Annotated in this window: 24 protein-coding genes and 1 tRNA gene; 10 read left to right on the top strand and 15 right to left on the bottom strand. The window is 67.0% G+C overall.

Annotated features, from left to right (window positions below; genetic code table 11):
* Nucleotides 1-86: 86 nt before the first annotated feature.
* On the top strand, nt 87-779 hold the full coding sequence (locus PAA8504_RS06900) for a glutathione S-transferase family protein (RefSeq protein ID WP_108893403.1): 693 nt from the start codon (nt 87-89) through the stop codon (nt 777-779).
* Between the two features lie 88 nt (nt 780-867).
* Here the strand turns inward: PAA8504_RS06900 and PAA8504_RS06895 are convergent, their stop codons facing one another.
* The 3 genes from PAA8504_RS06895 to mnmC2 all read right to left on the bottom strand — a co-directional run bounded on the left by PAA8504_RS06895 (nt 868) and on the right by mnmC2 (nt 2,977).
* Nucleotides 868-1,284, bottom strand: coding sequence for a hypothetical protein (locus PAA8504_RS06895; protein WP_108893402.1), 417 nt, complete (start codon nt 1,282-1,284; stop codon nt 868-870).
* 23 nt (nt 1,285-1,307) lie between these two features.
* Nucleotides 1,308-2,201: a DMT family transporter gene (locus PAA8504_RS06890; protein ID WP_108893401.1), complete on the bottom strand. Its 894-nt coding sequence runs from the start codon at nt 2,199-2,201 to the stop codon at nt 1,308-1,310.
* Nucleotides 2,202-2,308: 107 nt separating this feature from the next.
* Nucleotides 2,309-2,977: a tRNA (5-methylaminomethyl-2-thiouridine)(34)-methyltransferase MnmC2 gene (mnmC2, locus tag PAA8504_RS06885; protein WP_108893400.1), complete on the bottom strand. Its 669-nt coding sequence runs from the start codon at nt 2,975-2,977 to the stop codon at nt 2,309-2,311.
* Nucleotides 2,978-3,019: 42 nt separating this feature from the next.
* Here mnmC2 and PAA8504_RS06880 point away from each other — a divergent pair, with 42 nt between their 5' ends.
* From PAA8504_RS06880 to PAA8504_RS06870, 3 genes are all read left to right on the top strand, one after another.
* Nucleotides 3,020-4,033 carry an NAD(P)/FAD-dependent oxidoreductase gene (locus PAA8504_RS06880; protein ID WP_108893399.1) on the top strand — a complete coding sequence of 338 codons (1,014 nt, stop codon included), beginning with the start codon at nt 3,020-3,022 and terminating at the stop codon, nt 4,031-4,033.
* Between the two features lie 67 nt (nt 4,034-4,100).
* Nucleotides 4,101-5,624, top strand: coding sequence for an asparagine synthase (glutamine-hydrolyzing) (gene asnB / locus PAA8504_RS06875; RefSeq protein WP_108893398.1), 1,524 nt, complete (start codon nt 4,101-4,103; stop codon nt 5,622-5,624).
* Complete coding sequence (locus PAA8504_RS06870) at nt 5,624-6,493, top strand: nitrilase-related carbon-nitrogen hydrolase (protein WP_108893397.1); 870 nt, start codon at nt 5,624-5,626, stop codon at nt 6,491-6,493. Before asnB ends, PAA8504_RS06870 begins: the two co-directional genes overlap by 1 nt.
* Here PAA8504_RS06870 and PAA8504_RS06865 read toward each other — a convergent pair.
* Both PAA8504_RS06865 and PAA8504_RS06860 read right to left on the bottom strand, forming a co-directional pair.
* The gene (locus PAA8504_RS06865; protein ID WP_108893396.1) at nt 6,490-7,743 is read right to left on the bottom strand and encodes a DNA polymerase IV; all 1,254 of its coding nucleotides are present in this window, start codon (nt 7,741-7,743) and stop codon (nt 6,490-6,492) included. The genes PAA8504_RS06870 and PAA8504_RS06865 overlap by 4 nt on opposite strands.
* A 44-nt stretch (nt 7,744-7,787) precedes the next feature.
* Nucleotides 7,788-8,660: an N-formylglutamate amidohydrolase gene (locus tag PAA8504_RS06860; protein ID WP_245897546.1), complete on the bottom strand. Its 873-nt coding sequence runs from the start codon at nt 8,658-8,660 to the stop codon at nt 7,788-7,790.
* A gap of 149 nt (nt 8,661-8,809) precedes the next feature.
* On the opposite strand from PAA8504_RS06860, the gene PAA8504_RS06855 reads away from it, so the two are divergent.
* From PAA8504_RS06855 to PAA8504_RS06840, 4 genes are all read left to right on the top strand, one after another.
* Nucleotides 8,810-8,884: transfer RNA gene (locus PAA8504_RS06855), tRNA-Val, on the top strand.
* An 89-nt stretch (nt 8,885-8,973) separates the two neighbouring features.
* On the top strand, nt 8,974-9,099 hold the full coding sequence (gene ykgO, locus PAA8504_RS06850; protein ID WP_085854111.1) for a type B 50S ribosomal protein L36: 126 nt from the start codon (nt 8,974-8,976) through the stop codon (nt 9,097-9,099).
* A 96-nt stretch (nt 9,100-9,195) separates the two neighbouring features.
* A complete protein-coding gene (locus PAA8504_RS06845; RefSeq protein ID WP_108893395.1) occupies nt 9,196-10,077 on the top strand; it encodes an alpha/beta fold hydrolase in 882 nt (293 codons plus the stop codon).
* Nucleotides 10,078-10,156: 79 nt separating this feature from the next.
* Nucleotides 10,157-11,086: a DMT family transporter gene (locus PAA8504_RS06840; RefSeq protein ID WP_245897545.1), complete on the top strand. Its 930-nt coding sequence runs from the start codon at nt 10,157-10,159 to the stop codon at nt 11,084-11,086.
* On the opposite strand, the gene ald is transcribed toward PAA8504_RS06840, so the two are convergent.
* Nucleotides 11,072-12,184 (bottom strand): alanine dehydrogenase, encoded by a 1,113-nt coding sequence (ald, locus tag PAA8504_RS06835; RefSeq protein WP_108893394.1) that lies wholly within the window; start codon nt 12,182-12,184, stop codon nt 11,072-11,074. The two genes, PAA8504_RS06840 and ald, sit on opposite strands and share 15 nt — an antisense overlap.
* Before the next feature lie 140 nt (nt 12,185-12,324).
* Between ald and PAA8504_RS06830 the strand changes: the two genes are divergently transcribed.
* Nucleotides 12,325-12,783, top strand: coding sequence for an Lrp/AsnC family transcriptional regulator (locus PAA8504_RS06830; protein WP_108893536.1), 459 nt, complete (start codon nt 12,325-12,327; stop codon nt 12,781-12,783).
* Nucleotides 12,784-12,786: 3 nt separating this feature from the next.
* Here the strand turns inward: PAA8504_RS06830 and PAA8504_RS06825 are convergent, their stop codons facing one another.
* The 6 genes from PAA8504_RS06825 to PAA8504_RS06800 form a co-directional block, all read right to left on the bottom strand.
* The gene (locus PAA8504_RS06825; RefSeq protein ID WP_108893393.1) at nt 12,787-14,223 is read right to left on the bottom strand and encodes a hypothetical protein; all 1,437 of its coding nucleotides are present in this window, start codon (nt 14,221-14,223) and stop codon (nt 12,787-12,789) included.
* Nucleotides 14,208-15,281 (bottom strand): family 8 glycosyl hydrolase, encoded by a 1,074-nt coding sequence (locus PAA8504_RS06820; protein WP_108893392.1) that lies wholly within the window; start codon nt 15,279-15,281, stop codon nt 14,208-14,210. The genes PAA8504_RS06825 and PAA8504_RS06820 overlap by 16 nt, the downstream gene beginning before the upstream one ends.
* 2 nt (nt 15,282-15,283) lie before the next feature.
* Entirely contained in the window at nt 15,284-17,632 is a 2,349-nt protein-coding gene (locus tag PAA8504_RS06815; protein WP_181375719.1) for a cellulose biosynthesis cyclic di-GMP-binding regulatory protein BcsB, read from the bottom strand.
* A 5-nt stretch (nt 17,633-17,637) separates the two neighbouring features.
* Nucleotides 17,638-20,067 (bottom strand): UDP-forming cellulose synthase catalytic subunit, encoded by a 2,430-nt coding sequence (bcsA, locus tag PAA8504_RS06810; RefSeq protein ID WP_245897544.1) that lies wholly within the window; start codon nt 20,065-20,067, stop codon nt 17,638-17,640.
* Nucleotides 20,064-20,756, bottom strand: coding sequence for a hypothetical protein (locus PAA8504_RS06805; RefSeq protein ID WP_108893390.1), 693 nt, complete (start codon nt 20,754-20,756; stop codon nt 20,064-20,066). The genes bcsA and PAA8504_RS06805 overlap by 4 nt, the downstream gene beginning before the upstream one ends.
* A 364-nt stretch (nt 20,757-21,120) precedes the next feature.
* The gene (locus tag PAA8504_RS06800; RefSeq protein WP_108893389.1) at nt 21,121-21,885 is read right to left on the bottom strand and encodes a DUF1013 domain-containing protein; all 765 of its coding nucleotides are present in this window, start codon (nt 21,883-21,885) and stop codon (nt 21,121-21,123) included.
* A 139-nt stretch (nt 21,886-22,024) separates the two neighbouring features.
* Between PAA8504_RS06800 and PAA8504_RS06795 the strand changes: the two genes are divergently transcribed.
* Nucleotides 22,025-22,648, top strand: a complete 624-nt coding sequence (locus PAA8504_RS06795; protein ID WP_245897543.1) for a ribonuclease T2 family protein — start codon at nt 22,025-22,027, stop codon at nt 22,646-22,648.
* Between the two features lie 57 nt (nt 22,649-22,705).
* Here the strand turns inward: PAA8504_RS06795 and PAA8504_RS06790 are convergent, their stop codons facing one another.
* The 3 genes from PAA8504_RS06790 to PAA8504_RS06780 all read right to left on the bottom strand — a co-directional run bounded on the left by PAA8504_RS06790 (nt 22,706) and on the right by PAA8504_RS06780 (nt 25,544).
* Complete coding sequence (locus PAA8504_RS06790; protein WP_245897542.1) at nt 22,706-23,704, bottom strand: serine hydrolase domain-containing protein; 999 nt, start codon at nt 23,702-23,704, stop codon at nt 22,706-22,708.
* A gap of 170 nt (nt 23,705-23,874) precedes the next feature.
* Nucleotides 23,875-24,867 carry an NAD(P)H-quinone oxidoreductase gene (locus PAA8504_RS06785; RefSeq protein WP_245897541.1) on the bottom strand — a complete coding sequence of 331 codons (993 nt, stop codon included), beginning with the start codon at nt 24,865-24,867 and terminating at the stop codon, nt 23,875-23,877.
* The gene (locus PAA8504_RS06780; RefSeq protein ID WP_108893387.1) at nt 24,864-25,544 is read right to left on the bottom strand and encodes a COQ9 family protein; all 681 of its coding nucleotides are present in this window, start codon (nt 25,542-25,544) and stop codon (nt 24,864-24,866) included. Before PAA8504_RS06780 ends, PAA8504_RS06785 begins: the two co-directional genes overlap by 4 nt.
* Nucleotides 25,545-25,560 lie beyond the last annotated feature (16 nt).

Below are 25,560 nucleotides of genomic sequence, written 5' to 3'. Positions count from 1 at the left end.
GCGCGCAGGGTTGCCGTGCCCTGACGCAGGGGTGACGCGAGGCTGTGGGCGCTTAGGTCCTGGGTCGAGTATGAACGGAGATTCCCATGACCGACCTCAGCGACTTTCCAATCACCCGTAAATGGCCGCCCAAGGATCCGGGCGTGATCCAGCTGTATTCCTTCCCGACACCGAACGGGGTCAAGGCCTCCATCGCGCTTGAAGAGCTTGGCTTGCCTTACGAGCCGCATCTAGTCCCATTGGGTGACGAGTACGTCAAAAGCCCCGAGTTCCTGTCACTGTCGCCCAACAACAAGATCCCCGCGATGATCGACCCCGACGGGCCGGACGGAGCACCCATCGACCTGTGGGAGAGCCACACGATCCTGACATACCTGTCGGAGAAGACTGGAAAGCTGGGCGGCACGGGACGCGACCGTTGGGAGGTGCAGAAATGGCTGTCCTGGCAAGTCGCGGGTCTGGGGCCGATGTTCGGGCAGATGGGCCATTTCGTGAAGCTGGCGAAAGAAAAGGTGCCCTATGCGCAGGACCGTTACATCGGAGAGGCCAAACGCCTTCTGGGCGTAATCGACCGGCAGCTTGACGGCCGGGAATGGGTCGCGGGCGATTTTTCGATCGCGGACATCGCCATCGCGCCGTGGCTGAACGCGCTGGAGTTCTACGAGGCGAAGGAGATGATAGACTGGACGTCGCACGAGAACGCGGTGGCCTATGTCGACCGATTCTATGCCCGCCCCGCGGTTCAGAAGGGGCGGCGAATCCCCGACCCGGACGGCTGAGGCAGGTGGCGGGGTGCGGAGGGGCCCTGCCCCGCCGCGTTCCGCGGCCCCCAGGGTATTTTCCCAAGGGTGAACCTACGGTGGAGGATCAGCGGAAGGCGGAGCCGGTCCAGCGGATCGACCAGCGTCCGCCGCCATGGCCGTAGCCCGAGATCACGGGGGACCGGTCAACAGAAACCGAGACGCCCCCTCCGAGCATGTTCGTCTTCTCGACCATCAGGTCGCCATCGCGCACGAAGATGAGGACGCTGCAGACCTGCGCTCCGCAAAAGCCGGAGCGGCCGCCGGACGCACATCTGATGGCCTCATGCGAGAGGATCAGGTCGTCGCGCCCATCGCCGGTCAGATCACGCTCAATGATCCCACCGGTGTCGAAGGTGCCGGGGCCGCCGCAGGCCTGAGCGATCTCGCGATCCGCGAGCCACTGCGCCGCATTCGAACTTTGCGCAGGCGCGGGACCCGGCAGCACGAAGGCCAGCGCAAGAAAAACAAAGAGGTATCTCATGGGGCGGCTCCCTTGTCGCAGGGTCAGGGTAGCCGTCGATGGTGCTTGAGGGAAGCTTTTCTTCGCGCCCGGAACAGGGTGAAGAGGCCCGCGCCGACCACGATCGCGGCACCGAGAATGGTCATCGGCTCGAGCGTTTCGCCGAACACCAGCAGGCCGATGGCGCTGGCAAAAACCAGCTGCAGATAGGCGAAGGGCTGCACGGCGCTGGCCTCGGCCATTTCGTAGACCTTGATCAGGCAGTAAAGCGCGAACGAGGCCGAGACGCACAGGAACGCCATCCAGCCCCAGTCGGCGGGGGACATCGGCTCCCACAGCCAGAGGCCCGGGGGCGTGAGGACCACGACGCCCGCAACGCCCGTCCAGAAGAACGACGTCGCCGCGCTGTCCTCGCGCCCGACATAGCGTGTCAGAAGGCCATAGAGCGCAAAGCACAGCGCCGCGGCCAGGGGGACGAGCGCCGCGGGCGCAAAGACGTGAAAGCCGGGGCGCAAAATGACGAGGATGCCAATGAAGCCCACCGCAATGGCCGTCCAGCGCCGCCAGCCGACGGATTCGCCCAGAACGGGACCCGAGAGCGCCGCGATCAGCAGGGGATAGCAGGCGAAGACGGCATGCGCTTCGACCAAACCCAGAAGCACGAAGCCCAGCACCATGATGCAGACCTCGGCCGCCAGCAGTACGCCCCGGAAAATCTGGATGCCCAGAAGCCGGGTGCGGGCGGCGGCGCGAAGACCCCCGGCGGACCGCATCGCCACCGTGATCACGAAGGCGGCGAAGAACCAATAGCGGATCATGATGATCATGATCACGTTGTAATTGTCCGCCAGATGGCGCGACACCGCGTCCTGCACCGAGAAGATAAAGGTCGTCAGGATCATCAGTAGGATCGCGGCGCGGGTGTTCTGTTCGGTCATGGCAGCCTGCCGTCGTTGCGCGACCGACGCAGATACCAGATCACGGGCGCAGTCCAGTGGGACTGCCATGACGAAACCGGGCAACCGGGTTGCACCATGGCGATGCGTCAGTCCAGTCGCCCGCGCGTCATGTGGCGTTTGCGACCGAAGCCCGGCACCCGCTCGACCGTGAAGCCCGCGGCGGCGAGGTCACGCCGCACCTGACCCGCCGCAGTGTAGGTCGCACAGGTTCCACCCGGTGCGGTGTGCCGGGCGACCTGGGCCAACAGGTCCGTCTCCCACAGACCGGGGTTTCGTGCAGGGGCGAACCCGTCGAGGCACCAGGCGTCTGCGCGCCCTTCCCAGGCGGGCAAAGTAGTGCGAGCATCACCCACGATCACGTGCAGGTCAAAGTCCGACAGTTGCGCGCCCTGCCCGTCCCACGCCGCAAGAAAATCGGCAGCGGTGTCGGCGATCTCGGGGAAGGCTGACAGGGCCTCGGCCATCTGGGGCTGCGTCAGAGGAAATGCCTCGAACGAGGTGAAGCGCAGGCGACCCTCGGCACGGCTTTCGCGGAGCGCATGCAGCACTGTGACCGCGGTCAGACCGGTGCCGAAACCCAGCTCGGCCACGTGGAAGCCATCGCCAAACCGGGTCCGCATCGCGTTGCCGTCGATGAAGGTGTGCCGCGTCTCGGCCAGGCCATCTTGCAGCGAGTAGTAGGGATCGTCGAACCGGCCCGAGATCGGCACCCCATCGCGCCAGTCCAGGCCACCCTTGTTTCCATCGTCGCTCATGCCGTCTACCTCCGGGGGTGCAGAACCACGGGAGGGGCTGGAATGGCAAGCGACGTCACCGTCAGGGGCGCAGGGATATACGGTCTGACCATAGCTTGGAATTGTCTGTCGCGCGGCGCCCGTGTCACGGTGATCGACCCGCACGGTCCGGGCGCAGGCGCGTCTGCGAACCCCGTGGGGGCGCTGGCCCCTCACGTTCCCGAAAACTGGGACGATATGAAGGGGTTGCAGCGCGACAGCCTGATTGCGGCCGAAAGCTTCTGGGCCACGGTGGCCAAGGCCGGGGGCGGCGATCCGGGCTATGCCCGCACGGGACGTCTGCAAGCGCTTGCCGACGATGTCGCGGTCGCGCGCGCGCGGGATCGGGCGCAAGGGCCGCTGAAGCATTGGCGGGGCCACAGGTGGCAGGTGATTGCCGCACCGGACGACTGGGCACCGGTCTCGCCCTCAGGCCTTGTGGTGCATGACACGCTGACTGCACGGCTCGACCCCGCGCGGGCCGTCGATGCGCTGGTCCGCGCCATCCGTGCATCTGGCGGGCGGATCGAGACGGACGCGCCTGAGCGCGGACCAGTGATCCACGCCACGGGGGCCACGGGGCTTGAGCAGTTGAGCGCCGAACAGGGGCGCGAAGTCGGGCGACCGATCAAGGGACAGGCCGCGCGGATCGCGCTGGATCGGCGGGGGGCGCCGCAGATCTTCGCGGGCGGGCTCCACATCGTGCCCCATGCCGACGGCACCACCGGCATCGGGTCGACCACCGAGCGGGATTTCGACTCGGACGCGCCCGATGCCCTTCTCGATGACGTGCTGACGCGCGCCGCTGCCGCGGTGCCTGCCATCGCCGGGGCGCCGGTGATCGCCCGGTGGGCCGGGATGCGGCCGCGCGCGCGGTCGCGCCAGCCGATCCTGGGCGCGTGGCCGGACCGGCCGGGGAATTTCGTCGCGAATGGCGGGTTCAAGATCGGGTTCGGCACGCATATCCCAGTGGCCCGGCTGATCGTGGACCTTGCCCTGGATGGACGCGACGCCATCCCGGCGGCACTGCGCCTCTGATCCCGCCGGTTCCCCGCCGCGCCAAGCTGGGCTAGCCTTTCCGGGAAATATCGGAAGGAACGGGACGATGTGCGGATTCGTATGCCTCTGGAGGGCCGGAGACGAGGCGCTGGCCAAGCGCATGATCGGCAAGTTGGCGCACCGGGGTCCGGATGCGGGCGGCGTCACGCGACTGCCCGAAGCGGATGTCGTCATGGCCCATTGCCGCCTGTCGATCATCGGCCCCGAGGATGGCGCCCAGCCGATCCTGCAAGGCGACGACCTGCTGGTCGCGAATGGCGAGATCTACAACCACGCCGACCTGCGCGCGATCCTGGGCGAGGCTCTGTTCCGCACCGCATCCGACTCCGAAACGATCCTGCACCTGTTCCGCCGCGCCGAAAGCCGCTGGGTCGCGCGGCTGGACGGGATGTTCGCCTTCGTGCTGGCCACGCCCGACCGGATCGTCGCCGCCCGCGATCCGCTGGGGATCAAGCCCTTGTATGTCGCGCGGATGGGCGACGGGTATGCCTTCGCGTCCGAACTGAAGGCCTTCGACGGGATCGATGTCGAACACATCGACACCATCCCGCCCGGCTGCCTTTATGACAGCCGCGACGGCTGGCGGACGTGGTTCCGGATGCCGCAGGGCGCGGCCGAGCCCGAAGACACGCTGGACGAGGCGCGCACCGCCGAGGAACTGCGCCTGGTGCTGGGACAGGCGGTCGAGAAATGGATGGTCGCCGATGTCGAGGTAGGCGCGTTCCTGTCCGGGGGCCTTGATTCCTCGATCATGGCGGCCATTGCCCAGCGTCAGCGGATGCGGCGCGGGATGGGGCCGCTCAAGACCTTCTCGGTAGGGCTGGACGGCTCGCCCGATCTTCTGGCCGCGCGGCAGGTGGCGGCGCATATCGGGTCAGACCACCGCGAATACGCGTTCACCGCGCAGGATCTGGCCGACAACCTGTCCCACGTGATCTATCACCTGGAATCGGCGGACGTGGATCTGGTGCGCAGCGCGATCCCCAACCTGTTTGCCGCCCGCCTGGCCCGGCGCGAGGTGAAGGCGGTGCTGACCGGCGAAGGTGCGGACGAGCTGTTCGCGGGCTACGACTATCACCACGCCTATGTGGACGCGCCCCGTGCGCTCGCTGACGAGCTGACGCGGGCGCTGGGGACCATGCACAACATCAACCTGCAGCGCGTCGACCGGATCACCATGGCCGAAAGCCTGGAGGCGCGGACCCCGTTCCTGGACCGCGATCTGATCGACTTCGCGCAATCCATCCCGGCCACGCTGAAGCTGCGGCGGACCGACCCCAACGACGCCGAGGCGACCGGCCCCACGACCGAGAAATGGATCCTGCGCAAGGCCTGCGCCGACCTGCTGCCCGCCGCGCTGGTCTGGCGCAAGAAGGCGCAGTTCGACGAAGGTTCGGGCACGGTCGAGGCGCTGCAAGGCGCGCTCGCCACGATCCTGGGGAGCGAAGGGCCGGTGGACCGCGCGGCCGAGGGCGCCCTTTACACCCGACTGCTGCGCGAACGCTACGAAAATCCCGACCGCATCCTGGCCCACGCGGGCACCTGGACCGACGCGCGCTTGGCGGTGTGATGTCACGGTTCCTGACACTTGGCGCGGCGCAATTCGCCTCGCAGACCGGAGATATCGACGCGAACATGGCCAAACACCGGGACTTCATCGCCCAAGCCAAGGGCGCGGGCGTCGATGTACTGGTTTTCCCTGAACTGTCACTAGTCGGGCACTACGGGGCCGACCGGCTTTTGGACGTGGCGATGCCCCGCGACGACGACCGGCTTCTGGCCCTCAGCCGCGAGGCCGGGGGCATGAAGATCGTGGTGGGCTTCATCGAAGAGGCGCGCGGCGCGCAGTTCTACAACGCCGCCGCGATCCTGTCGGACGGCCGGCTGCGCTATATCCACCGCAAGATCAACATCCCCTCCTACGGGCGCCTGATCGAGACGAAATACTACGCGCAAGGCCGCTATGTCGACGCCTACGCCCTGTCCGAGGACTGGGTGCTGGGGCTGCTGATCTGCGCCGATCTCTACAACCCCGCGCTGACGCATCTGGCGTTCCTGCACGGGGCGTCGGTGCTGCTGGCGCCCATCTCCTCGGGGCGCGAGGCGGTGGGGGACGAGTTCGACAACCCGTGGTCCTGGGCCACGACGATCCAGTTCTATGCAATGATGTATGGCGCGCCAATCGCGATGGCCAACCGCACCGGACGCGAGGGAGATCTGAGCTTCTGGGGCGGGTCGCGCATTCTGGACGCGACGGGGCGCGTGCGCGCGCAGGCGGGCGCCGAGGAAGAGCTGATCTTCGCGCGCATGGACTATGCCGAGACGCGGCGCGCCCGCGCCATGCTGCCCACCGTTCGCGACAGCAACATCGCGCTGGTCCAGCAAGAGACGAACCGCCTTGTGGACCGGCTGGGCGTGCCGAACCTGATCCGCGACTAGCGCAGCGCCCGGCCCTTGACGATGGCGTCGGTCCCGAACCGCGCGCGGATCGCGTCGGCGGCGCGTTCGGCCTTGGCGCGGATCGGTGCCTGCGGGTCCAGAAGGTCGCCCGACTGGTCCGCGTTGCCCGCGTCCGTCAGTTCGGACACGCCTACCCCCAGCAGGCGGAACGGCCCCTGGTCCGCGACGGGGTCAAACAGCGACCGCGCCGTGCGATAGATGCGGTCGGCGATCTGCGTGGGCTCGGTCAGGCTCAGCCGCCGGGTCAGAAGCGTGTGGTTCGCACGTTTCAGCTTCAGCGTCACGATCCGCCCGGCGATGTCCTTGGCCTTCATCCGGCCCGACACCTTCTCGGCCATGCGCCAGATATGACCGTCCAGCACGTCCGGATCGGCGGTATCCTCGCCGAATGTCGTCTCGTTCGACACGCCCTTCACGGGGGCATTGGCGGTCACGCGCCGCACATCCTCGCCCCGCGCCAGATGCCACAGACGCGCACCCATGCCGCCGAACCGGGCCTCCAGATCGCGCTTCTCCCACCGCCGCAGGTCGGTGAAGCTGCGGATGCCCGCGCGATCGAGGCTGGCCCTCGTCACCTCGCCCACCCCCCAGATCAGCGAGACGGGCTTGTCGGCCAGGAAGTCCATCGTCTCGGCTTGCCCGATCACCGAGAACCCGCGCGGCTTTTCCAGATCCGAGGCGATCTTGGCCAGAAACTTGTTGTGCGACAACCCGATGGACCCCGTGATCCCGATTTCCTCCTGCATCCGGCGCACGAGGCGCGCCAGCATCACCGCGGGGGGCTTGCCGTGCAGCCGCGCGGTGCCGGTCAGGTCCATGAACGCTTCGTCAAGTGAAAGCGGCTCGACCACCGGGGTTAGCTCCTCCATCATCGCGCGGATCCGGCGCGAGACATCCGAGTAGACGTCGAAGCGGGGCTTCACGATCACAGCCTCGGGGCACAGCTTCAGCGCCTGGAACATCGGCATGGCCGAACGCACGCCCTTGATCCGCGCGATATAGCACGCCGTCGTCACCACCCCGCGCGACCCGCCACCCACGATCACAGGCTTGTCGCGCAGATCGGGGTTATCGCGCTTTTCGACGCTGGCATAGAACGCGTCGCAATCCATGTGGGCGATGGACAGGTCGAACAGCTCGGGGTGGGTGCGGGTGCGCGGCGACCGGCAGGCGGGGCAACGGACCCCGCCGTCATAGGTGGTCAGGCAATCGCGGCACATGGACGGCATGGCCCCAATCTAGGGGGTGCGACCGTCGGGCGACAGAGGCAAAGTCACTCGGCGGCGAGCGACTCGTCGCGGCGCCCCGTCTGGCACAAGCGCGCGACCACCGCGGTCAGGCGCGCCTTCACGTCGGCAAAGCCCGAATGTGGGGTCAGTGTGGCCTCGTCCATGTAGCAAGCCCGGTCGAGCTCGACCTGTATGACATGCCGTCCGGCACGGGGGCGCCCGTAGTGTTGCGCGACGAAAGCCCCGGCGAAGGGCGAATTGCGCGACACGACAAAGCCCTCGCGGGCGAACTCGGCCTCGATCATGTCCGTGATGTCGCGCCCGGCCGAGGCGCCGAACCGGTCGCCCAACACCACTTCGGGGCGGCGGCCCTGCACCCGAACCTGATCCAGCGCCTCGTGCGGCATCGAATGACAGTCGATCAGGATGGCCTGACCGAACGCCTCGACGCTTTCGTTCATCAGCCGGCGCAACGAGGCGTGATAGGGCTGCCAGGCATGGCGCAGGCGATCGCGCACCTCGGTCTGGCTCAGCTTTCCCGAATAGATCGGCCGCCCGCCCGAGACGACGCGGGGAATGACCCCCAGCCCGGATGCGACGCGGGGATTGTGGGCGCCGCGGCGCTGACCCTCGATCAGGGCGGGGTCCAACTCGTCCGCTGCGCGATTCACGTCGATCCATGCGCGGGGCAACCGGGCCGCCAGCAGCGGGGCGCCGTGATTCGGAACGTCATCGAACAGGCGATCCACGAACGCATCCTCGGACGAGCGAAGCTGGTGTCCCTCAAGCTGCGACCGGGACACGAAGTCGGCGGGATAGTGCCTGCCGGAATGGGGCGATGCGAAGACCAACGGCGTCAAACGCCGCCCAGGCTGCATCAGATCGTATGCGCGCATCTCGGTCTCGGGATTTTCCATCCGCCCCTCCATGATATGAAAGATGGTCTTCGGAAAGCCCTTGAACAGGTCGCAATCACCTTTTATAGACCCCGCACCGACGCGGGACTTGATGTTCCGCGCGCTGTCTTTCTGGGGCAGGGTCCGCAAGGGTCGGGACATTGGCGGAAGGGCGATTAGCTCAGCGGTAGAGCACTTCGTTGACATCGAAGGGGTCACTGGTTCGATCCCAGTATCGCCCACCACCCGCCACCGAATTCACCGCCCTGGATCATCCCGGGCAGAACCGTAACCGAAGGCGCGAGCCCCGCGCCGCGACAGATGGGAGAGAGCGATGAAGGTCCGTAACTCGCTTCGTTCGCTGAAGACCCGCCACCGCGATTGCCGCGTGGTGCGCCGCAAGGGCCGCGTCTACGTCATTAACAAGACGCAGCGCCGGTTCAAAGCCCGCCAGGGCTGAGGTTCAGCGACCTCACACGGAAATGGCCGTCCTTCGGGGCGGCTTTTTCTTTGTTCGCGGTATCGTATGGTGATCCCCGCTGACAAGGGAGCTGCCATGAAGACTGTGCGCGCGGGCGTTCTGGATATTGCCTACCTGGACCACGGGCCCGAAAACGGCCCACCGGTCGTGCTGCTGCACGGCTTTCCGTATGACGTGCGCGCCTATGACGCGGCGGTGACGCAGCTCGCAGAGGCCGGTCTGCGGTGCCTCGTGCCGTGGCTGCGCGGCTATGGCCCCACGCGATTTGCGGATGTGGGCACGATGCGCGCGGGCCAGCAGGGGGCGCTGGCGGCGGATCTTCAGGCGTTCATGGATGCGCTGGGGATCGAACGGGCGATCCTCGGCGGGTACGACTGGGGTGGACGCGCGGCGTGCATCGTCGCGGCGCTGTGGCCCGATCGCTGCGCGGGGCTGGTCAGTGCAGGCGTGGGCTACAACATCCAGAACATTCCCGGCGCGGCGAATCCTCTGCCCGCGGCGCAGGAGGCGCGGTACTGGTACCAGCACCTGTTCAACACGCCGAGAGGCCCGTCCGTCCTGTCCCAAGCCCGCCGCGACATCGCCCGGCAATGCTGGACCATGTGGTCGCCCGACTGGGCCTTCGACACCGCCACGTTCGAGGCCAGCGCCCCCGCCTTCGACAACCCCGACTTCGTGGACGTGGTGATCCATTCCTACCGCCACCGCTACTCAGGCGTTCCGGGCGATCCGGCGTATGACGCGATCGAGGACGCTCTGGAACGCCAACCCGCGATCTCGGTGCCGGCGGTCGTGCTACTGGGCGCGTCCGACGCCGTCACGCCGCCCGGCCCCGAAGACACGACCCGCGCCAAGTTCACCGGCCCCTACGAGCGGCAGATCCTGCCCTACGTCGGCCACAACGTTCCGCAAGAGGCGCCCAAGGCTTTCGCCAAGGCGGTACTTTCCCTCAACTGAAGGCGCTTTGCGCAGGATCCGTGTCGCGGCATCGAGGTCGCACCGATAGCTCCGGGGGGAACAAGCCCGGAGGCCCGCCATGTCAGCAACATCCCCCGCGATCCACGCCAGCATGTCCCGCGCCGAATGGGCCATGCTGATCGCGCTGTCGATCCTGTGGGGTGGGTCGTTCTTCTTCGTGGAAGTCGCGGTCGCCACCCTGCCAACGCTGACCATCGTTGCCCTACGGGTGGGCCTTGCCGCGCCCGTCCTGTGGGCGGTGGTCGCGCTGACCGGGCGCGCCTTGCCCCGCACCGCGCATGACTGGGGACAGCTGGCTATCATGGGCGTTCTGAACAACGTGCTGCCCTTCACGCTGATCGTCACCGGTCAGCAGCAGATCGCCTCGGGGCTTGCGTCGATCCTGAACGCCACCACGCCCCTGTTCGCGGTGATTTTCGCCGGGCTCTTCCTGATGGACGAGCGGTTTACGGCGCCACGCGTTCTGGGCGTCGCCCTGGGCTTTCTGGGTACGGTCGTGCTGATCGGACCGGGGGCGATCCTGAATGCAGGCAACCATCTGGGCGCGCAACTTGCCTGCCTCGGCGGTGCGGTGTCCTACGCCCTGGCGGGGGTGTTCGGGCGGCGGTTCCGGCGCATGGGGATCGACCCGGTGGTCGTTGCCGCGGCCCAAGTGACCACGGCCAGCCTGTTTCTGATCCCCGCCGCGATGCTGATCGACCGCCCCTTCGCGCTGCCCTTGCCGGACGCGCGAGTCGTTGCCGCGGTCGTGGCGCTGGCGGTGCTGTCCACCGCGCTGGCCTATATCCTGTATTTTCGCATCCTCGCGACGGCGGGGGCGACGAACATCCTGCTGGTGACGTTCCTCATCCCCGTCTCGGCCATCCTGCTGGGCACGCTGGTGCTGGGCGAGGCCCTCGCCCCTACACAGATCGCCGGAATGGCGCTGATCGGGGCGGGGCTTCTGGCCATCGACGGCCGGGTCTGGCGGCGCCTACAGCACAGCTGAGGGATCGACCGCGTCACGCTCCTGCGCCGCACCCACGGCGCGGTTCGTCAAGGTTCCGGCCTGCACGTTCAGCCCGGCGGCCAGGTGCGGATCCTCGCGGCAGGCCTGCTGCCACCCCTTGTCGGCCAGCGACAGCATGAAGGGCATGGTCGCGTGGCTCAGCGCCTGGGTCGAGGTGCGCGGCACCGCGCCCGGCATGTTGGCGACGCAGTAATGCATGATGCCGTCCACCTCGAAGCTGGGATCCTGGTGGGTGGTGGGTTTCGACGTCTCGAAACAACCGCCCTGGTCGATGGCCACGTCGACCAGCACCGCGCCGGGCTGCATATCCATCAGCTGCGCGCGCGAGATCAGCTTGGGCGCCTGCGCCCCGGGGATCAGCACCGCACCGATCACCATGTCTGCGCGGGCCACAAGCTCGGCCGTTCCGGTCTTGGACGCATAGCCGGTCTTGAATACGCCCCCGAACACGTCGTCCAGATAGCGCAACCGCGGCAGCGACATGTCCAGAACGGTCACATCCGCGCCCATCCCGGCGGCGATCCGCGCGGCCTGCGTACCCACGACGCCGCCGCCGATCACGACGACCCGCGCGGGGAACACGCCCGGCACGCCGCCCATCAGCACGCCACGCCCGCCATTCGCCTTTTGCAGCGTATAGGCCCCCATCTGCGGGGCCAGCCGCCCGGCAACTTCGGACATGGGCGCCAGCAAGGGCAGACCGCCCATCCGGTCGGTCACGGTCTCATACGCGATGCAGGTCGCGCCCGAGGCCAGCAGATCGTCGGTCTGCGCCCGGTCCGGCGCAAGGTGCAGGTAGGTGAACAGAAGCTGGCCTTCGGACAGCATCGCACGCTCGTTCGCCTGCGGCTCCTTCACCTTCACGATCATCTCGGCCTCGGCAAAGATCTCCTCGGCCGTCTCCACCAGACGTGCACCGGCGATTTCGTAGTCGGCATCCTCGTATCCCGCGCCGACACCAGCGCCCTTCTGGATCAGGACTTCGTGGCCATGAACGATCGCCTCGGCGGCGGCGGTGGGCGTCAGGCCCACGCGGTATTCCTGGGCCTTGATCTCGGTCGGGCATCCGATCTTCATCGCGCACTCCTGTCGGCTTTCTGTTTGGCCGAAAATAGCCGCGATGCCGGGCAAGGCGAATGCAAACTGCCTTGCCGATCCGGTGCGATCTGGCAGGATCGTGCGCGAAACCGAGGAAACGCGGAAGGCCCTTCGACATGATCGACCTAGACGAGACCGACCGCCGCATCCTGCGCCAGCTTCAGCGCACGGGGCGCCTGTCCAACGCGGAGCTTTCCGAAGCGGTCGCCCTCAGCCCTTCGGCCTGTCACCGCCGGGTCGCGCGGCTGGAACAGGCGGGGATCATCGGCGGCTATGTCGCCCTTTTGGACCGCGCCGCCCTGGGACGCCGCGCCACCGTCTTCGTCGAGATCACGCTGGCCGGCCAGACGGTCGAGGCGCTGGACTCGTTCGAGGCCGCCGTCATGCGCATTCCCGAGGTTCTGGAATGCCACCTGACCGCCGGAGGGGCCGATTACCTTCTGAAGATCGTGGTGGAGGACAGCGAGGATTTCGCCCGCCTCCACCGCCAGCACCTGTCGCGTCTGCCCGGCGTGTCGCAGATGCAGTCCAGCTTTGCGCTCAAGCGTGTGCGCGAGACCACCGAGCTACCGCTTTGACTCTCAGCGCATGGCCGCGTTCAGACCCTTGCGGGTCTCGTTCGTGGCAAGCTGGTCGTGCAGCCGCTGGAACTCGTCCCGCGCCACGGTCCGTTCGCCCGCGTTCAGATAGGCATAGGCCCTGAGGATCGCCAGATCGCGCCGGATCGAGCCGTTCAGTTTCTCCAATGCGTTGAGATAATTGATCGCGCCGCGATAGTCGTCCTTCTGATAGGCTCGCACGCCACGCTGGTCCAGGATGATGGTCTCGACCTCGATCCGCTGCTTTTCCGTCAGGTTGGTGACGCTGGCGATGCGGGCAGCATCTTCGGTCATCTGGTTTTCCAGGAAGGCCAGCGCCATGCCGAACCGCGCATCGCGCTGGACCACGGCCCCCAAGGGGGCGGTCGAGGCGACGCGGAACGCCGCCAGCGCTTCCAGCGAGCGGTCCCGGTTCATCGCACACCACGCGCGTTCGTAAAGCAGATCGACAGACCGGGGATTCGTCGACCCCGCAAGGCAGCCTGTCCAGTTCCCCGCCCGTGCGGCGGCGCGCACGGCGCTGACCCGCCCGTCGCCAGTCGCAGGCAGATTCGATGGGGCAACGGCGCGCGCGGGCGTCGCCACGGCCACCGGGGCCGGGGTTGGCGCCTGCGGTTGCGATTGGACCTGAGTTTGCGGCGCAGGTGCGGCCGCGGTCCGGGGCTGCGCGCTGGTGGTGGCACCCCCGCGCCCGGCCATCAAGCGCGTCTCGACCGCCTCGACCGAAGCCCGAAGGCCCGGATGGCTTTGCCGCGCCGCGTCGGCCAATGCCGCCAGTTGACCATCGGTCGCGACCTCGTTCGCTTTTTCCAGGGTGGCAACGACGATCGACCCGTCCCCGCAAGAGCCCAGAACGCCGCGATAGGTGGTCAGAGCGCCCTGGGTGTCGCCGACCTTCTTCTGCATCGTCGCCAACTGCCATGCGTTGTTGACCCGGTCGCACCGCAGGATTGCCGGAGACGTGCGCGCCACCTGGATCGCGGTCGCCGCATCCCCCGAAGTCACGGCGGCGTCGAACTTCGACTGCGCCTCGCCCATGGCGATCAGGCGCACCATCTCGGCCGGGGGTTCCCAATCGGGATAGGTGGCACGAAGGTGGGCCAGCCGCCCGCTGGCCGCGGTCCAGTTGCCGACCTCGATCAGCTTCCAGACTCGGTTTTCCTCCTCACCCGGGCCGGCCTTCGCCTCGGTCATGCTACGCAACGCCTCGAGGTTCACCGGCGGCGTCCAGTCCGGGTGCAGCCCCCGCAGGCGACGAATTTCGGCCTCGGCCGAGCGTCGGTCGCCCTGTTCGACGTAATAGCGCAGCGCGCGCAGTTCGGCGGCGCTCAGCTCGGCGGCGGCCACGGGCGCGGCCGCGATCAGGGACGCCGCAAGCGCGACACCCGACAGAAGAAGCGGTTTCAGAGAGGGAAGCATTCGGGTGTCACCTCGATCTGGGCCACGAAGGAAAACATGTGAAGCGTGGCGGGATAGTAGTTCTGATTGGCGTCGAAGGGCGGCATCGCCGATCCCGCCTCGCCGCTCGCCAAGCAGGTCGAGAGCGCCGAAACCGCGCGATAGCCGGCTTCGGGCGACCGCTCCAGCACCTCACCGGTGTCGTAGTCGATCACGGTCGGCGTCGCCCCGTCCTCGCTGCGGCGGGGCCCGCCCGGACCGTACAGGGCCGTCACGGCGGGGTGTTCGGGCTTGCGCGACCAGATCATCCAGAGGGGCACGCGCATCGCCTCGTAACCCGAGTTGACCGAGAACCCCTGCGACCGGCGCAGGCCGCCCGGAGCGACCTCGATCCAGTCCGGGACGGGGCCATGCCGCGCAACTTCGGCCAGAAGGACATCGCCATTGGCCGCGGCGGTGGTCAGGCGCCCGGAACCATAGGCTTGGCCAAGCTCCTCCATCGCGCGGGGCATGTAGTATGACGGGTTGATGACGTATCCGTCCTGTTTCGCAAACCCCTGCGCGCCCGGCAGGAACAGGAAGGCACCCGCGTGGCCGGGAAAGTCGACGATGCACCGCGCCTCGAGATCCGCGACGATGGCGGCGGCACGCTGGCCCAGCTCGGGGCGGCCGAAGGAGGTGGCCGCGCGCATCAGCGACCAGGCATAGAACAGATCGCCGTCGCTTGCGTTGTTCATGTCCGATACCGGGATCGGTTCGTTCGGCGTCCAGCGCCAGGCCAGCAAGGCATCGGGGCGGACGGCCAGGTTCTCCTCCGTCCATGTGAACATCAGATTGAACGCCTCTTCGTCGCCCACCCGCTCGGCCAGAGTCATGCCGTAGCCCTGCCCCTCGGAATGGCTGACGCCGTTCTGAAGCGCATCGACGACGCGCCCCGTGGGGTCCATGTGCGCGGTCTTCCAGGCGTCCCATGCGCCTCTCAGAGGATGCGTCGCGAAGACATCGCCGCGGGTGCGGGCCAGGGCCGGGGCGGCCAAGGGCACTGCTGCCAGAAGGGCCAGAACGGAACGTCGGTTCATTTTCAGGTCTCCTGACGCGTGATGACGACGAGGCGAAGGGCAATCAACGCGGCGATCAGCGCGAAGCCGAAGATGATCGCGGTGAAGGTGACGGGCGACCACGAGGCATAATTGCCCAGCACCTGCCGGAAGTTTCCAAGGGTCAAGGGCTCCATCAGCATGGGGACGCGGCCTGCATCCGCCCAGCTGCGCCAGACCCCGTCATGGCCCAGAACCGAGATTTGACCGAATGGCCCGCCGATCGTCTGCCGCGCGGCCGAGATGGCGGCCGCGACCTCGGTCAGTCGGGTGTCGGGGCCCAGCACAAGTTCGATCCCACGCGGATCGGACGGGTCCAGGTGGGTCAACACCGCCAAGCCCCGCTGCTCGGCCAGCCAGCGCTCGGCATTGGCATCGACATCCGGAAGCAGCTTGGCGCTGACGGTCTCGACGCGTGCACCCACCTGGTTGGTATTGGTATCGAAAAGGCCGGTCAGCAGGCTGTCGGCGGCGCGCAGAAGCGGCCCGCGCCCGTCGTCCAGTGGCTCGCGTTCGATGGGGCCGAACAGGTCTACCGGAAGCTCTCCGATGCGGTCCTGCGGCGCCGGACCCGGCTCGGGGATGTCGGGCTGGCGCGTCAGAACACCGGCGATGTCGCCGCGATCGATATCATAGGCCCCCATCGGCAACGCGGCCAGATTGTCGAAGCTGTAGGCCGTCAGGTGACTGGCATTCGGGATCGGCTCCCCCAGTGTCGCAACCAGGGTCAGCCGGTCGGCCGGGGGAAGCTGATCCATACCCGCCCCGTCCAGGCTGATCGCCCCGGATCGCAGCGCATAGACCGGCAGGCGCAGCCCACTCAGGCGCAGCCGCGGCGAGGGCGGCACGGTCAGCGTGCTCGTGCCGCGGATTTCGAGCTTGGGGAACTGCCCCGGCGGGCAGGGTTCGTCTTCCGGGTCGCCGGGGATCAGCGCCTCGAACTGGAGAAGGTTCGGCCCCTCGCGCAGGAGGTTCGCGTAGAACTTGATCGGGAACTGCTCGATCAGCTCGCCGCCTTCGCCGCGCAGGGGCAGCAGGCGAACCGTCTCGCCATTCACCCGGATCAGAAGCTCGGACTTCTCGGGCAGGTTGCGGGCATAGATGTAATCGAGGTGCAGCGTCGCCTTCTGCGCGGTCAGCACCAACCAGTCGCGCGGCAGCGTGAAGATCTGGTCGCGCCTGAAGTAATGGCTGGTCGTGCGCGTCGTCGGCATACCCAAGCTGTCCAGCGTGACCGGCACCCCGGCCTGCATCCGCGTGCGTGGGTCGATGCCGGTCTGCACCGTCTCGGCGTCGAAGGTGAACCGCTCGCTGAGGATATCCCGCAGAACGGTATCAAGGAACGGCCCGGCCTCGGAGGCGGGAATGCCCTCGGGCGGGATAGCGAGGACGAGGACAAGCGCCCCGTCGCCGCCGCGCCGGAACTCCGCCGTGGCGGGGCCGTAGGTCGGCACCAGTGTGACCCGCGACATCCGCAGATCCGATTGGCTATCGCTGACACCGTAAGGATCGGTCGCCACATAGGACAGGACGCGACCGCGCAGGACCTCGGTCATCCGCTTGGCCATTTCGTCCAGCACGGGCTGCGCGGCGGGGGCGAGGCCCTCGGGATCTTGCAATGCGACGGGCAGTCCGATCCCGGCATCATGGGCGATGCCGGCCAGGAAATCGATTGCCCCCGGCACCAGGGGCTTGGCGGCCAGCACGGCACCCGAACTAGTTAGGTCAATATCCGTCCAAAGGTCGAACGCCGCCTCGGGGCCGCAGAACAGCCGGTGGACCTGTTCCAGCCGAATGACGACATCATTGCGGCCCGACTGCCACAGGCCAGCGGGCACCTCGAACAGCGTCGCCTCGTCGGGGTCGAAATTGCCAAGCTCCTGCTGGCCCACGATTTCGCCGTTCAGGGTGACCTCCATCACCGACCGCTCGGGCAGGACGTCCACCCCCGAGACGTGGGCGACACGCAGCTGCCCCGGCACGGCCTCGTGCGGCAGATAGATCGAGAAGCTGGTCTTCGGGTTTTCCCCCTGCATCCGGATCGACGGGCCGGGATTGGCCCCGGCGCGGTGCGACAGAAGCGGCGCCAGTTCGGGCATGGTCAGCCGCGCTTTTTCAGCCGCGCGCGGCTCGATCCGGGTGCGCTGTTGGCTGATCTCGTCGGCAGAGAACTCCGGATTGGCCGCAGGCTCTGCACCGTCGGGGGCGCTGGCCGCGGGTGCCGTGAAGGACGGGATAAGGATCAGCGGCGCGTCACCTTCCTGAGCATGGGCCGGGGCCTGGACCGCCACCGCCATGGCGACGGCACAAAGTGCGGGAAAGATCTTCATCATGCGCATCACTCTGTTCCGGTCCTGGACATCGACGGGGGAAGAACGAAGGTCGGATCGCCCGGCACGCCCCCCGTGTCGGAAGCACGGCGCGCCCGCTCGGCACGCGCGGCCCTGATCTTGGCGGCCACGGGATCGTTGTAGTCGCCGAACGCGGTTTCTGCGACGCGGCTGTCCTCTGGCAACACGATCGGCGCCGGCCCGGGAACGTTCGTCTTGCCACGGCGCCGGGCAGGCTCGGCCGCAAGGGCGCGGGCGGTGCGAACGACCCCCTGCCCGGACAGCTTGCACACATAGACCAAGCCGCCGATCAAACCCATTTCCTGGAAATAGCTCTCACGCACCTTGGCCCAGCGGGTGGAGCGGCCGTAGATCAGGTGTCCCACGGTCTCGGCGATGATCCAGGGTTGATCCCGGGCGATCTCGATCCCGATCAGGATCTCGGCCCCGTCGCGGCGGCTCCAGCGGACGGTGCCCTTGATCGGATGCGCCAGCGTCGGGGCGTCCTCCAACAGTGGGCGGAACGCGATGGGCGCGCCCAGAACGACCTGGCCCGGCCGGATGTCCTGCCCCATCGGCAGCGTCACGCACACGCCCGAGTTCGAGGCGTCGACGATCCGGCCGCGCATCAGCCGTTCGGGATTGCCGGCCAGCGCCACGTCGGCGGGTTCGGTCATCCGCACGCGCGGGGTGCCCCGGCGCTGCTGCTTCTCATGGATGCACTGCAACGACGCACCGACGAGGATCAGGTTGAACACCGCCCAGCCGCCGACAATTTGCAGAACCTCGCGGTCACCGGGGAACATGACGTACCGCATCCCGGCGACGGCGACGCCCACCGCCAGAAGCCCGAACACGGCCAGAAGCGGCCCCGCGATGGGCGAGATCAGATCCTCGTCCAGCGTCTCGTCCTTGGCCGTCACGTTGAACTTAGCCCCGCGCGGCTTGACCAGCGTCTTCATGACCGCGCCCGCCAGGTAAGGCGCCTGCGCCGTCTCGTAGAGCTCGGACATCAGCGGCCATCTGGAGCGGTTGAACAGGGCGTTCTGGACGATGAAGTTCACCAGGACATAGGTGACCATGTAGGCGATCACCTCGGAATAGGTGGCCACGAAGATCTCGAGCCCGAAGAACAGGTACAAAAGTGGCGCCATCAGGAAGGACAGCCTGACGACCGGGAAGAACCAGAACGCCATCGAGTTGATGTAGCACAGCCGCTGCGTCATCCCCAGACCGCTGCGCAGCAGGGGGTTCTTCAACAAAAGCATCTGGATCATACCAGATGCCCAGCGCCCGCGCTGCTGGATGAACGACACGAAGCTTTCGGGCTGCAGACCCGCGATCATCGCGCGGTTGACATAGATCGACTTCCACCCCGCGGCGTGGATGTCCAGCGCGGTCTCGGCATCCTCGGTGATCGTCTCGCCCGAGAAGCCGCCGACCGAATCCAGCGCCGCGCGCCGCATCAGCGCGGCCGAGCCGCAGAAGAACGTCCCGTCCCACCGGTCCAGGCCGCGGTGCACGTGGCCATAGAACATCTCGTTCTCGGGCGGGCAATGCGGCACAAGGCCGATATTGCGGTTGATCGGGTCGGGGTTCAGGAAGAAGTGCGGCGTCTGGACCAGGAACAGCTTGGCGTCATGGACGAAATATCCCGCCGTCCGGGCCAGGAAGTCGCGACTGGGAACGTGGTCGGCGTCGAACACGGCAACAAGTTCACCGTCGAGGCGCGCAAGCGCGGCCGACATGTTGCCGGCTTTCGCGTTCTCGTTCCGCTCACGCGTGGAATAGATCACCCCCAGATCGGCGCACAGCTTCTGCAGTTCGGCGCGGCGTTCCACCGCGGCCTTGGCGATGGACTGATCTTCGTGGTTGATCCTCTGGTCAGTGCCGCCATCGTCGCACAGCACGACCCGAAGCTTGTCCTTGGGATAATGCATGTTCTTGGCCGCCGACAGCGTGACCGCCAGCATCGCCGAAGGCTCGTTGTAAGACGGGACCAGGACGTCGACCGTCGGCAGCTCGCGCGTCGATACGGTGGGGGGTGCGGGCCGCGTGACCGGGTCCGCGGTCATGAAGCAGGTCAGCAGAAGGACGAAGATCGTGTAGGTTTCCGTCGCCAGCAGCATGACTGCGAACGTCATCGATATGGGCGAATCCCAACCCGGCAGCGTTTCGGTCGCGCGCCAGATCCAGTACCTCAGCACCATGGTGACCGCGACGGCCAGCAGGACGAAGCGCATCGGCGCCTTGTCGGACATCGGCCTGAGGGCGACGCAGATCAGGACGCCAGTGACGCCCAGAAGCGCCTGTGCCCAGGTCGAGATGGGCATCGCCGCAAGAACGATGACGACGGCACCGGTCAGGATCCACAAGACCATCCACAGGACCTGTTCCATCGGCGCCTTTCGGCGCGAGCTATAGGCGATCGAGCTCATCGGGACGCTCCTTCCGGGGCTGCAAAGGGCGACATGTTGCGAAGCGCGACCTGCCCGGCGTCAGCGCCACGCCCGACCGACCGGCCCAGGGCTTGGGCCTCAATGGGTGCGAGCGCGGCTGAAGCGTCGCCTGTGACGCAGTTGCGCATCAGCACATCCACCGCACTGGCCCCGCGCGGCAACAGCGACGCAGCCCCATCGATGGGCCGGACTGCCAGCACGCACGAGACATTCGGCCCCGCCGTTCGGTTCACGTAGAAATAGGGTCCAAGCGCATCCTCATCCCCCTGGAACTGCCCGGCCGACACGTCCGTGAACGGCGCGGCAAGCCCGCCTGCCGCGTGCAGGAACGGTTCGAGCTTCAGGCGATTGCCTCCCAGCCCGGCAGAGGCGCGCGTGCGCATCAGGATGAAGTTGTCGCCCGGGACCGTGGTGTCGTTCGGCAACGCGACACGCTGTTCGCGCACACCACCCAAGTCCCGCTCCAGCGTGACCAGTCCAGTAGGGACGTAAAGCCAGGCGCGGCCGGTCTCGACCATGGTATATGGGGTCTCGGCGATCCCGTCCGAGGGTCCGCCGACCCTGCCGGAATTGATCTGCCCGCAAGCGGCCGTCAGAAGGGCGAGCGCGCAAAAAGCAATCTTGCGCCCTTGGACCAGGTAATGAAATGCGACCTTGAAATCTGGCATGCCCGATCAGCCCCCGAATACTGGAGTTACGGGCCCCCGAACGGGAACCCATCATAATGCTTTTCATTCGAGGAACGCTCCCGTGCGCCCGCTCTGCGGCGGTGCTTCACGTGGATTCTGCTCGATCCCCATTTTGACGCGGCCGATATCGACCGCCGCCGGTTCCATGCCGGCATGACGTCAATAGGGACAAGATTTTCGGGATTGCGAGGCAATTTTGAAAAAGTACCGGGCCGCGATCACGCCGCGTTACCTTAATAACACGCCTTCCCTGACTTATTACACGTAAAAAGGGCGCCCCTCGGGGCGCCCTTCGCGCAATGGTTGAAAAGCGCTTTGAATACAGTCAGTAAGAAGATCGCCCTCAGGTCCGGTTGTCGTCCTCGTCGTCCCCGGACTCATCGGGAAGGTTGAAGAAGCTGTCCGCATCGCTGACGTCGCGGTCGTCGTCTTCCTCGATTTCCTCACCGGTGTCGGACAGGGTGAACTGCTCCAGCCCCGAAATCGACGACGGCATCTTGGGCTCGGTCTCACCAGCCAGGCTCTGCTCGGTCGAGACCAGCTTGCGCCGCTCGTCATCGGTCATCACAGCGCCCTCGCGCGCCCGCTTCTGCGCGGCCTTCTGCACGGCCAGGTCCAGCTCGGACTGCTTGCACAGGCCCAGCGCGACGGGGTCGACGGGTTCGAGGTTGTTGATGTTCCAGTGCGTGCGCTCGCGGATGGCCTGGATCGTCGGCTTCGTCGTGCCCACAAGCTTCGAGATCTGGCTGTCCTGAAGCTCGGGGTGGAACTTGACCAGCCACAGGATCGCCGCCGGACGGTCCTGCCGCTTGGACAGCGGGGTATAGCGCGGGCCGCGGCGCTTTTCCTCGCCCACGGACGCGGGATTGAACTTCAGCTTCAGTTTGTAGGCCGCGTCCTTCTCGGCCTTGTCGATCTCGTCCTGGGTCAGCTGGTTGTTTGCGATCGGGTCGAACCCCTTCACGCCCGTGGCGACGTCCCCATCCGCGATGCCCTGCACCTCGAGCTCGTGCAGACCGCAGAAATCGGCCACCTGCTTGAAGGTCAGCGTCGTGTTGTCCACCAGCCAGACGGCTGTGGCTTTCGCCATGATCGGTTTGTCCGCCATATCCTCGTCTCCTTGCTCGTGCGCGCATGGCCTGTCCGTGGCCCGGGACCGGGCCGACCCGGGGAAACGGGCCAAGTTCGCATTGTCGGGGAACTCGGGCTGCATATAGTGACCGAATTAACGCATGGAAAGGGACAAAATGCTTCGCAGTCTTGCGCTTCTGGCCACACTCGCCCTGCCCGCCGCGGCCGACGAAGCGGGCGAGTTCGACTATTATGTGCTGTCCCTGTCCTGGTCCCCCACATGGTGCGCCCTGGAAGGCGATGCGCGCGGGGCCCGCCAATGCGACCGCCCGCTGGGGTGGGTACTGCACGGCCTTTGGCCGCAATACGAGCGTGGTTGGCCTGAATACTGCGCCACGCCCCGCCGCGATCCGTCACGTTCGGAAACTGCGGCGATGTCGGACATCATGGGCGACGGGGGTGCTGCGTGGTACCAATGGAAGAAGCACGGCCGCTGTTCGGGACTGCCGCCGGAAGACTACTTCGCCGCCGCCCGGGACGCGTTCGAAGCCATGGACATGCCCGACCCGTTACAGGCGCTGGACGATCCCATCCGCGTCCCGGCCCGCGTGATCGAACAGGCGTTCCTGGCCGAGAACGACGCCCTGTTCCCCGATGCCATCACCATCACCTGTCGCGACGGCCGCATCCAGGAGGCCCGCATCTGCCTCGACCGCGACGACCTTACCCCGCGCCGCTGCGGGGCGGACGTGGTGCGGGACTGTTCCATGACGGATGCTTTGCTGGACCCGGTGGAGTAGGTCGGGGCGCTGCCCCGGAGCCCGGGGTACTTGCCGCAGGGGTACAGAGGGGCGGGGTCAAGCGGTCTGTCGCAGGCCGGCGCGGACGAGCTCCATCAGGTCACCGAAATACCCCTGGGACCGCGCGGGACGGTCGGGGTCGGAAACGATGGCCATGACCATGCGGGGGCCAACCGCGATCACCTGACCGCCATAGCCACGCGCGATGGCGAAATCCTGTCCGCCCTCCTGCCCCAGGAACCACCCCAGGCCATAGCCCAACCCCGACCAGGGGGATCGAGTGCAGGGCGTCCAGGCTTGGTCGACGAAGCTTTCGGGCAGAACCCGGGCGCCCTGCCACGTGCCACCCTGGCGATACATTTCGCCGAAGCGCAGCATCCCCTCGACCTTCAGGCCCATCTGGTTGCCGCCGAGATAGCGCCCTTGCGGATCCTGCACCCACGAGGGGATCTGGATGCCCAGCGGATCGCCCAGTCGCGCGCGCATCTGCGCAAGCAAGGACTGTCCGGTCGCCTCGGCCAGCACCGCGCCCAGCACATGGGTCGAGCCGGTGGAATAGAGCATTCGCCCCCCGGGTCGGGCCACCATCTCGCGCCCCAGCGCGTCGGCCACCCAGTTCGCGCTGGAAATCCAGGCGCCGTAATTGCCGCCCGATGTCCGCTCCAGGCCCGCCTGCATTGAGGCGAGGTTGCCCACCGTGATGTCCGTGACCTCTGGCGCGGCGCCTGCGGGGATGAGAGTCGGCGCGGCCTCTCCGATCGCCGTGTCGAGGCTGGCGATGTCCCCGCGTGCGATTGCCGCGCCCAGAAGCGACGCGACCCAAGTCTTTGCCACGGATTTGACGTTGTGGATCGCCCCTTCCCCCGGGCCGCGGATGAAGCGGCTGAGGACCGGTTCGCCATCGACCCAGGCGACCACCGCCCTAAGCTGATCGAACCCCGCGGCCCGGTCACCGATCGCGCCCCATCCCCTTGTCTGTGCCGCAAGGGACTGGCCGAGAAGACCCGCGGCGCCGGCGGCGAGAGATGCGGTCATAACGTGGCGGCGGGTCTGCATCGGCAGTCTCCGGTCAGGGGCGGTTCGCGGAGGATATGGATCGGTGCCCGCTGCCGGCACCGGACGCTCACCGGATCGTCAGCACAGCGGTGTCTGTAGGGGTGCTTCGGCGGCGATAACCGGCAATGACCAAACACACGCCCGGCGGGTTCGGACGGGATTTCGTCGCCTTAGCCCCCCGCAACCTTCAGCGTGATCTTCCCGATATGGGCCGAGGATTCCATCCGCGCATGCGCCTTGGCAGCCTCGGGCAGGGGAAAGCTCTGATCCATGATCGGCCCCACCTTGCCGACCTCCATCAAGGGCCAGACGTTTGTCTTCAGGGACTTGGCGATGTCAGCCTTGGCGGCGTCGGACTGCGGCCGCAGGGTCGAGCCCGTGATCGTCAGCCGCTTGACCATCACTTGGGCGAAGTTCAACTCGGCCTTCGGACCGCCAAGGAAGGCGATCATGACCAGCCGCCCATCTTCCTTCAGAAGCTTCACGTTTTCAGGGATATAGCGACCGCCTACCATATCCAGGACAAGGTCCGCGCCACCGACATCCTTCAGGATGGCGCCGAAATCCTCGGTCTTGTAGTTGATCGCCCGTTCGGCCCCAAGCCTTTCGCATTCCGCGCATTTCTCATCCGACCCCGCGGTCGTGAACACCCGTGCGCCCCATTCGCGCGCAAGCTGAATCGCCGTGGTCCCGATTCCGGACGAGCCGCCATGGACCAGGAAAACCTCCCCCGCCTGCAGGCCGCCGCGATCGAACACGTTGGTCCAGACGGTGAAATACGTCTCGGGCAGGGCGGCCGCCTGTTGCAGGCACATGCCCTTGGGAACGCTCAGACAATGCGCACCGGGGGTGACGACGTATTCGGCATATCCGCCCCCCGGAAGTAGCGCACAGACCATGTCGCCCACGCGCCACGATGCCCCCTCGCCCACCGCGACGACCTCGCCCGCGCATTCCAGGCCCGGCAGGTCCGAAGCGCCCGGTGGCGGCGCGTACATCCCTGCCCTTTGCAAGGCATCGGGCCGGTTCACCCCCGCCCATGCGACACGGATCAGGACTTCGCCCGCCCCCGGGTGCGGCACCGGACGGCGGGCGGGCGTCAGAACCTCGGGGCCGCCCGATCCGGCGATCTCGACCACCTCCATTTCGTCCGGAAGGCTCATTGCCCCCCTCCCGAGACGGAGCCGGGGAACCCTTTGGGCGGTTTGATCGGCGCACGCATCTTCGAGATCAGCCAGTTCGGGCCGACCATCACCGCGCGGCCCAGCGGATTGGCGTTGACCGCCGATTTCATTCTCTCGATTCGCATGACGTCGTCGATCCGGCGGGCGATGAAGTCGCGCGTGTCCGCATGGTCCATGGAATCGTCACCCAACCAGAACAGCACGACCGAGGCATAGACCCCCGACAGCGTCGCGCGCTTGGAATACCAGTTCCCGTCGGTCGACCTGTCGCCGAGGGCCGTCCAGATCATGTCCGCCGTCTCCCAGATCGCGCGGGCGCCGTCCGTGGCATAGATCGGCAGGGCGAACAGCGTGGTCCCGCGCCGGACGGCTTCCTTGTCCACTGCGTCGAGTCGCAGCCAGATCGCCCGCGCTACCTTGTCGCTATAGCGCATCTCGCTCATGTCCTCGGCGGCGATGCGGCGCGCGGCCTCGGTGTCGCCCATGCGGTGAAAGGCCAGCGCCAGATCGACAGCGCCACGCGGAAACAGTGCGCGCGCTTCCTCGATGGGAACGTCCGCGTCCGAGGCGGCCCTTTTCAGCGTCGCCTCGCTCCAGCCATCGAAGGGCACATGGGCAAGGGCAGCAGTCAGAATGCGGTGTCTTGGATCGTCCATCGGAACCTCCGGGCGG

The organism is Palleronia abyssalis (assembly GCF_900302445.1).
Taxonomy (GTDB): domain Bacteria; phylum Pseudomonadota; class Alphaproteobacteria; order Rhodobacterales; family Rhodobacteraceae; genus Palleronia; species Palleronia abyssalis.
Note: the sequence above shows the minus strand (reverse complement) of the source record. Positions and strands in the feature narration are given on the sequence as shown.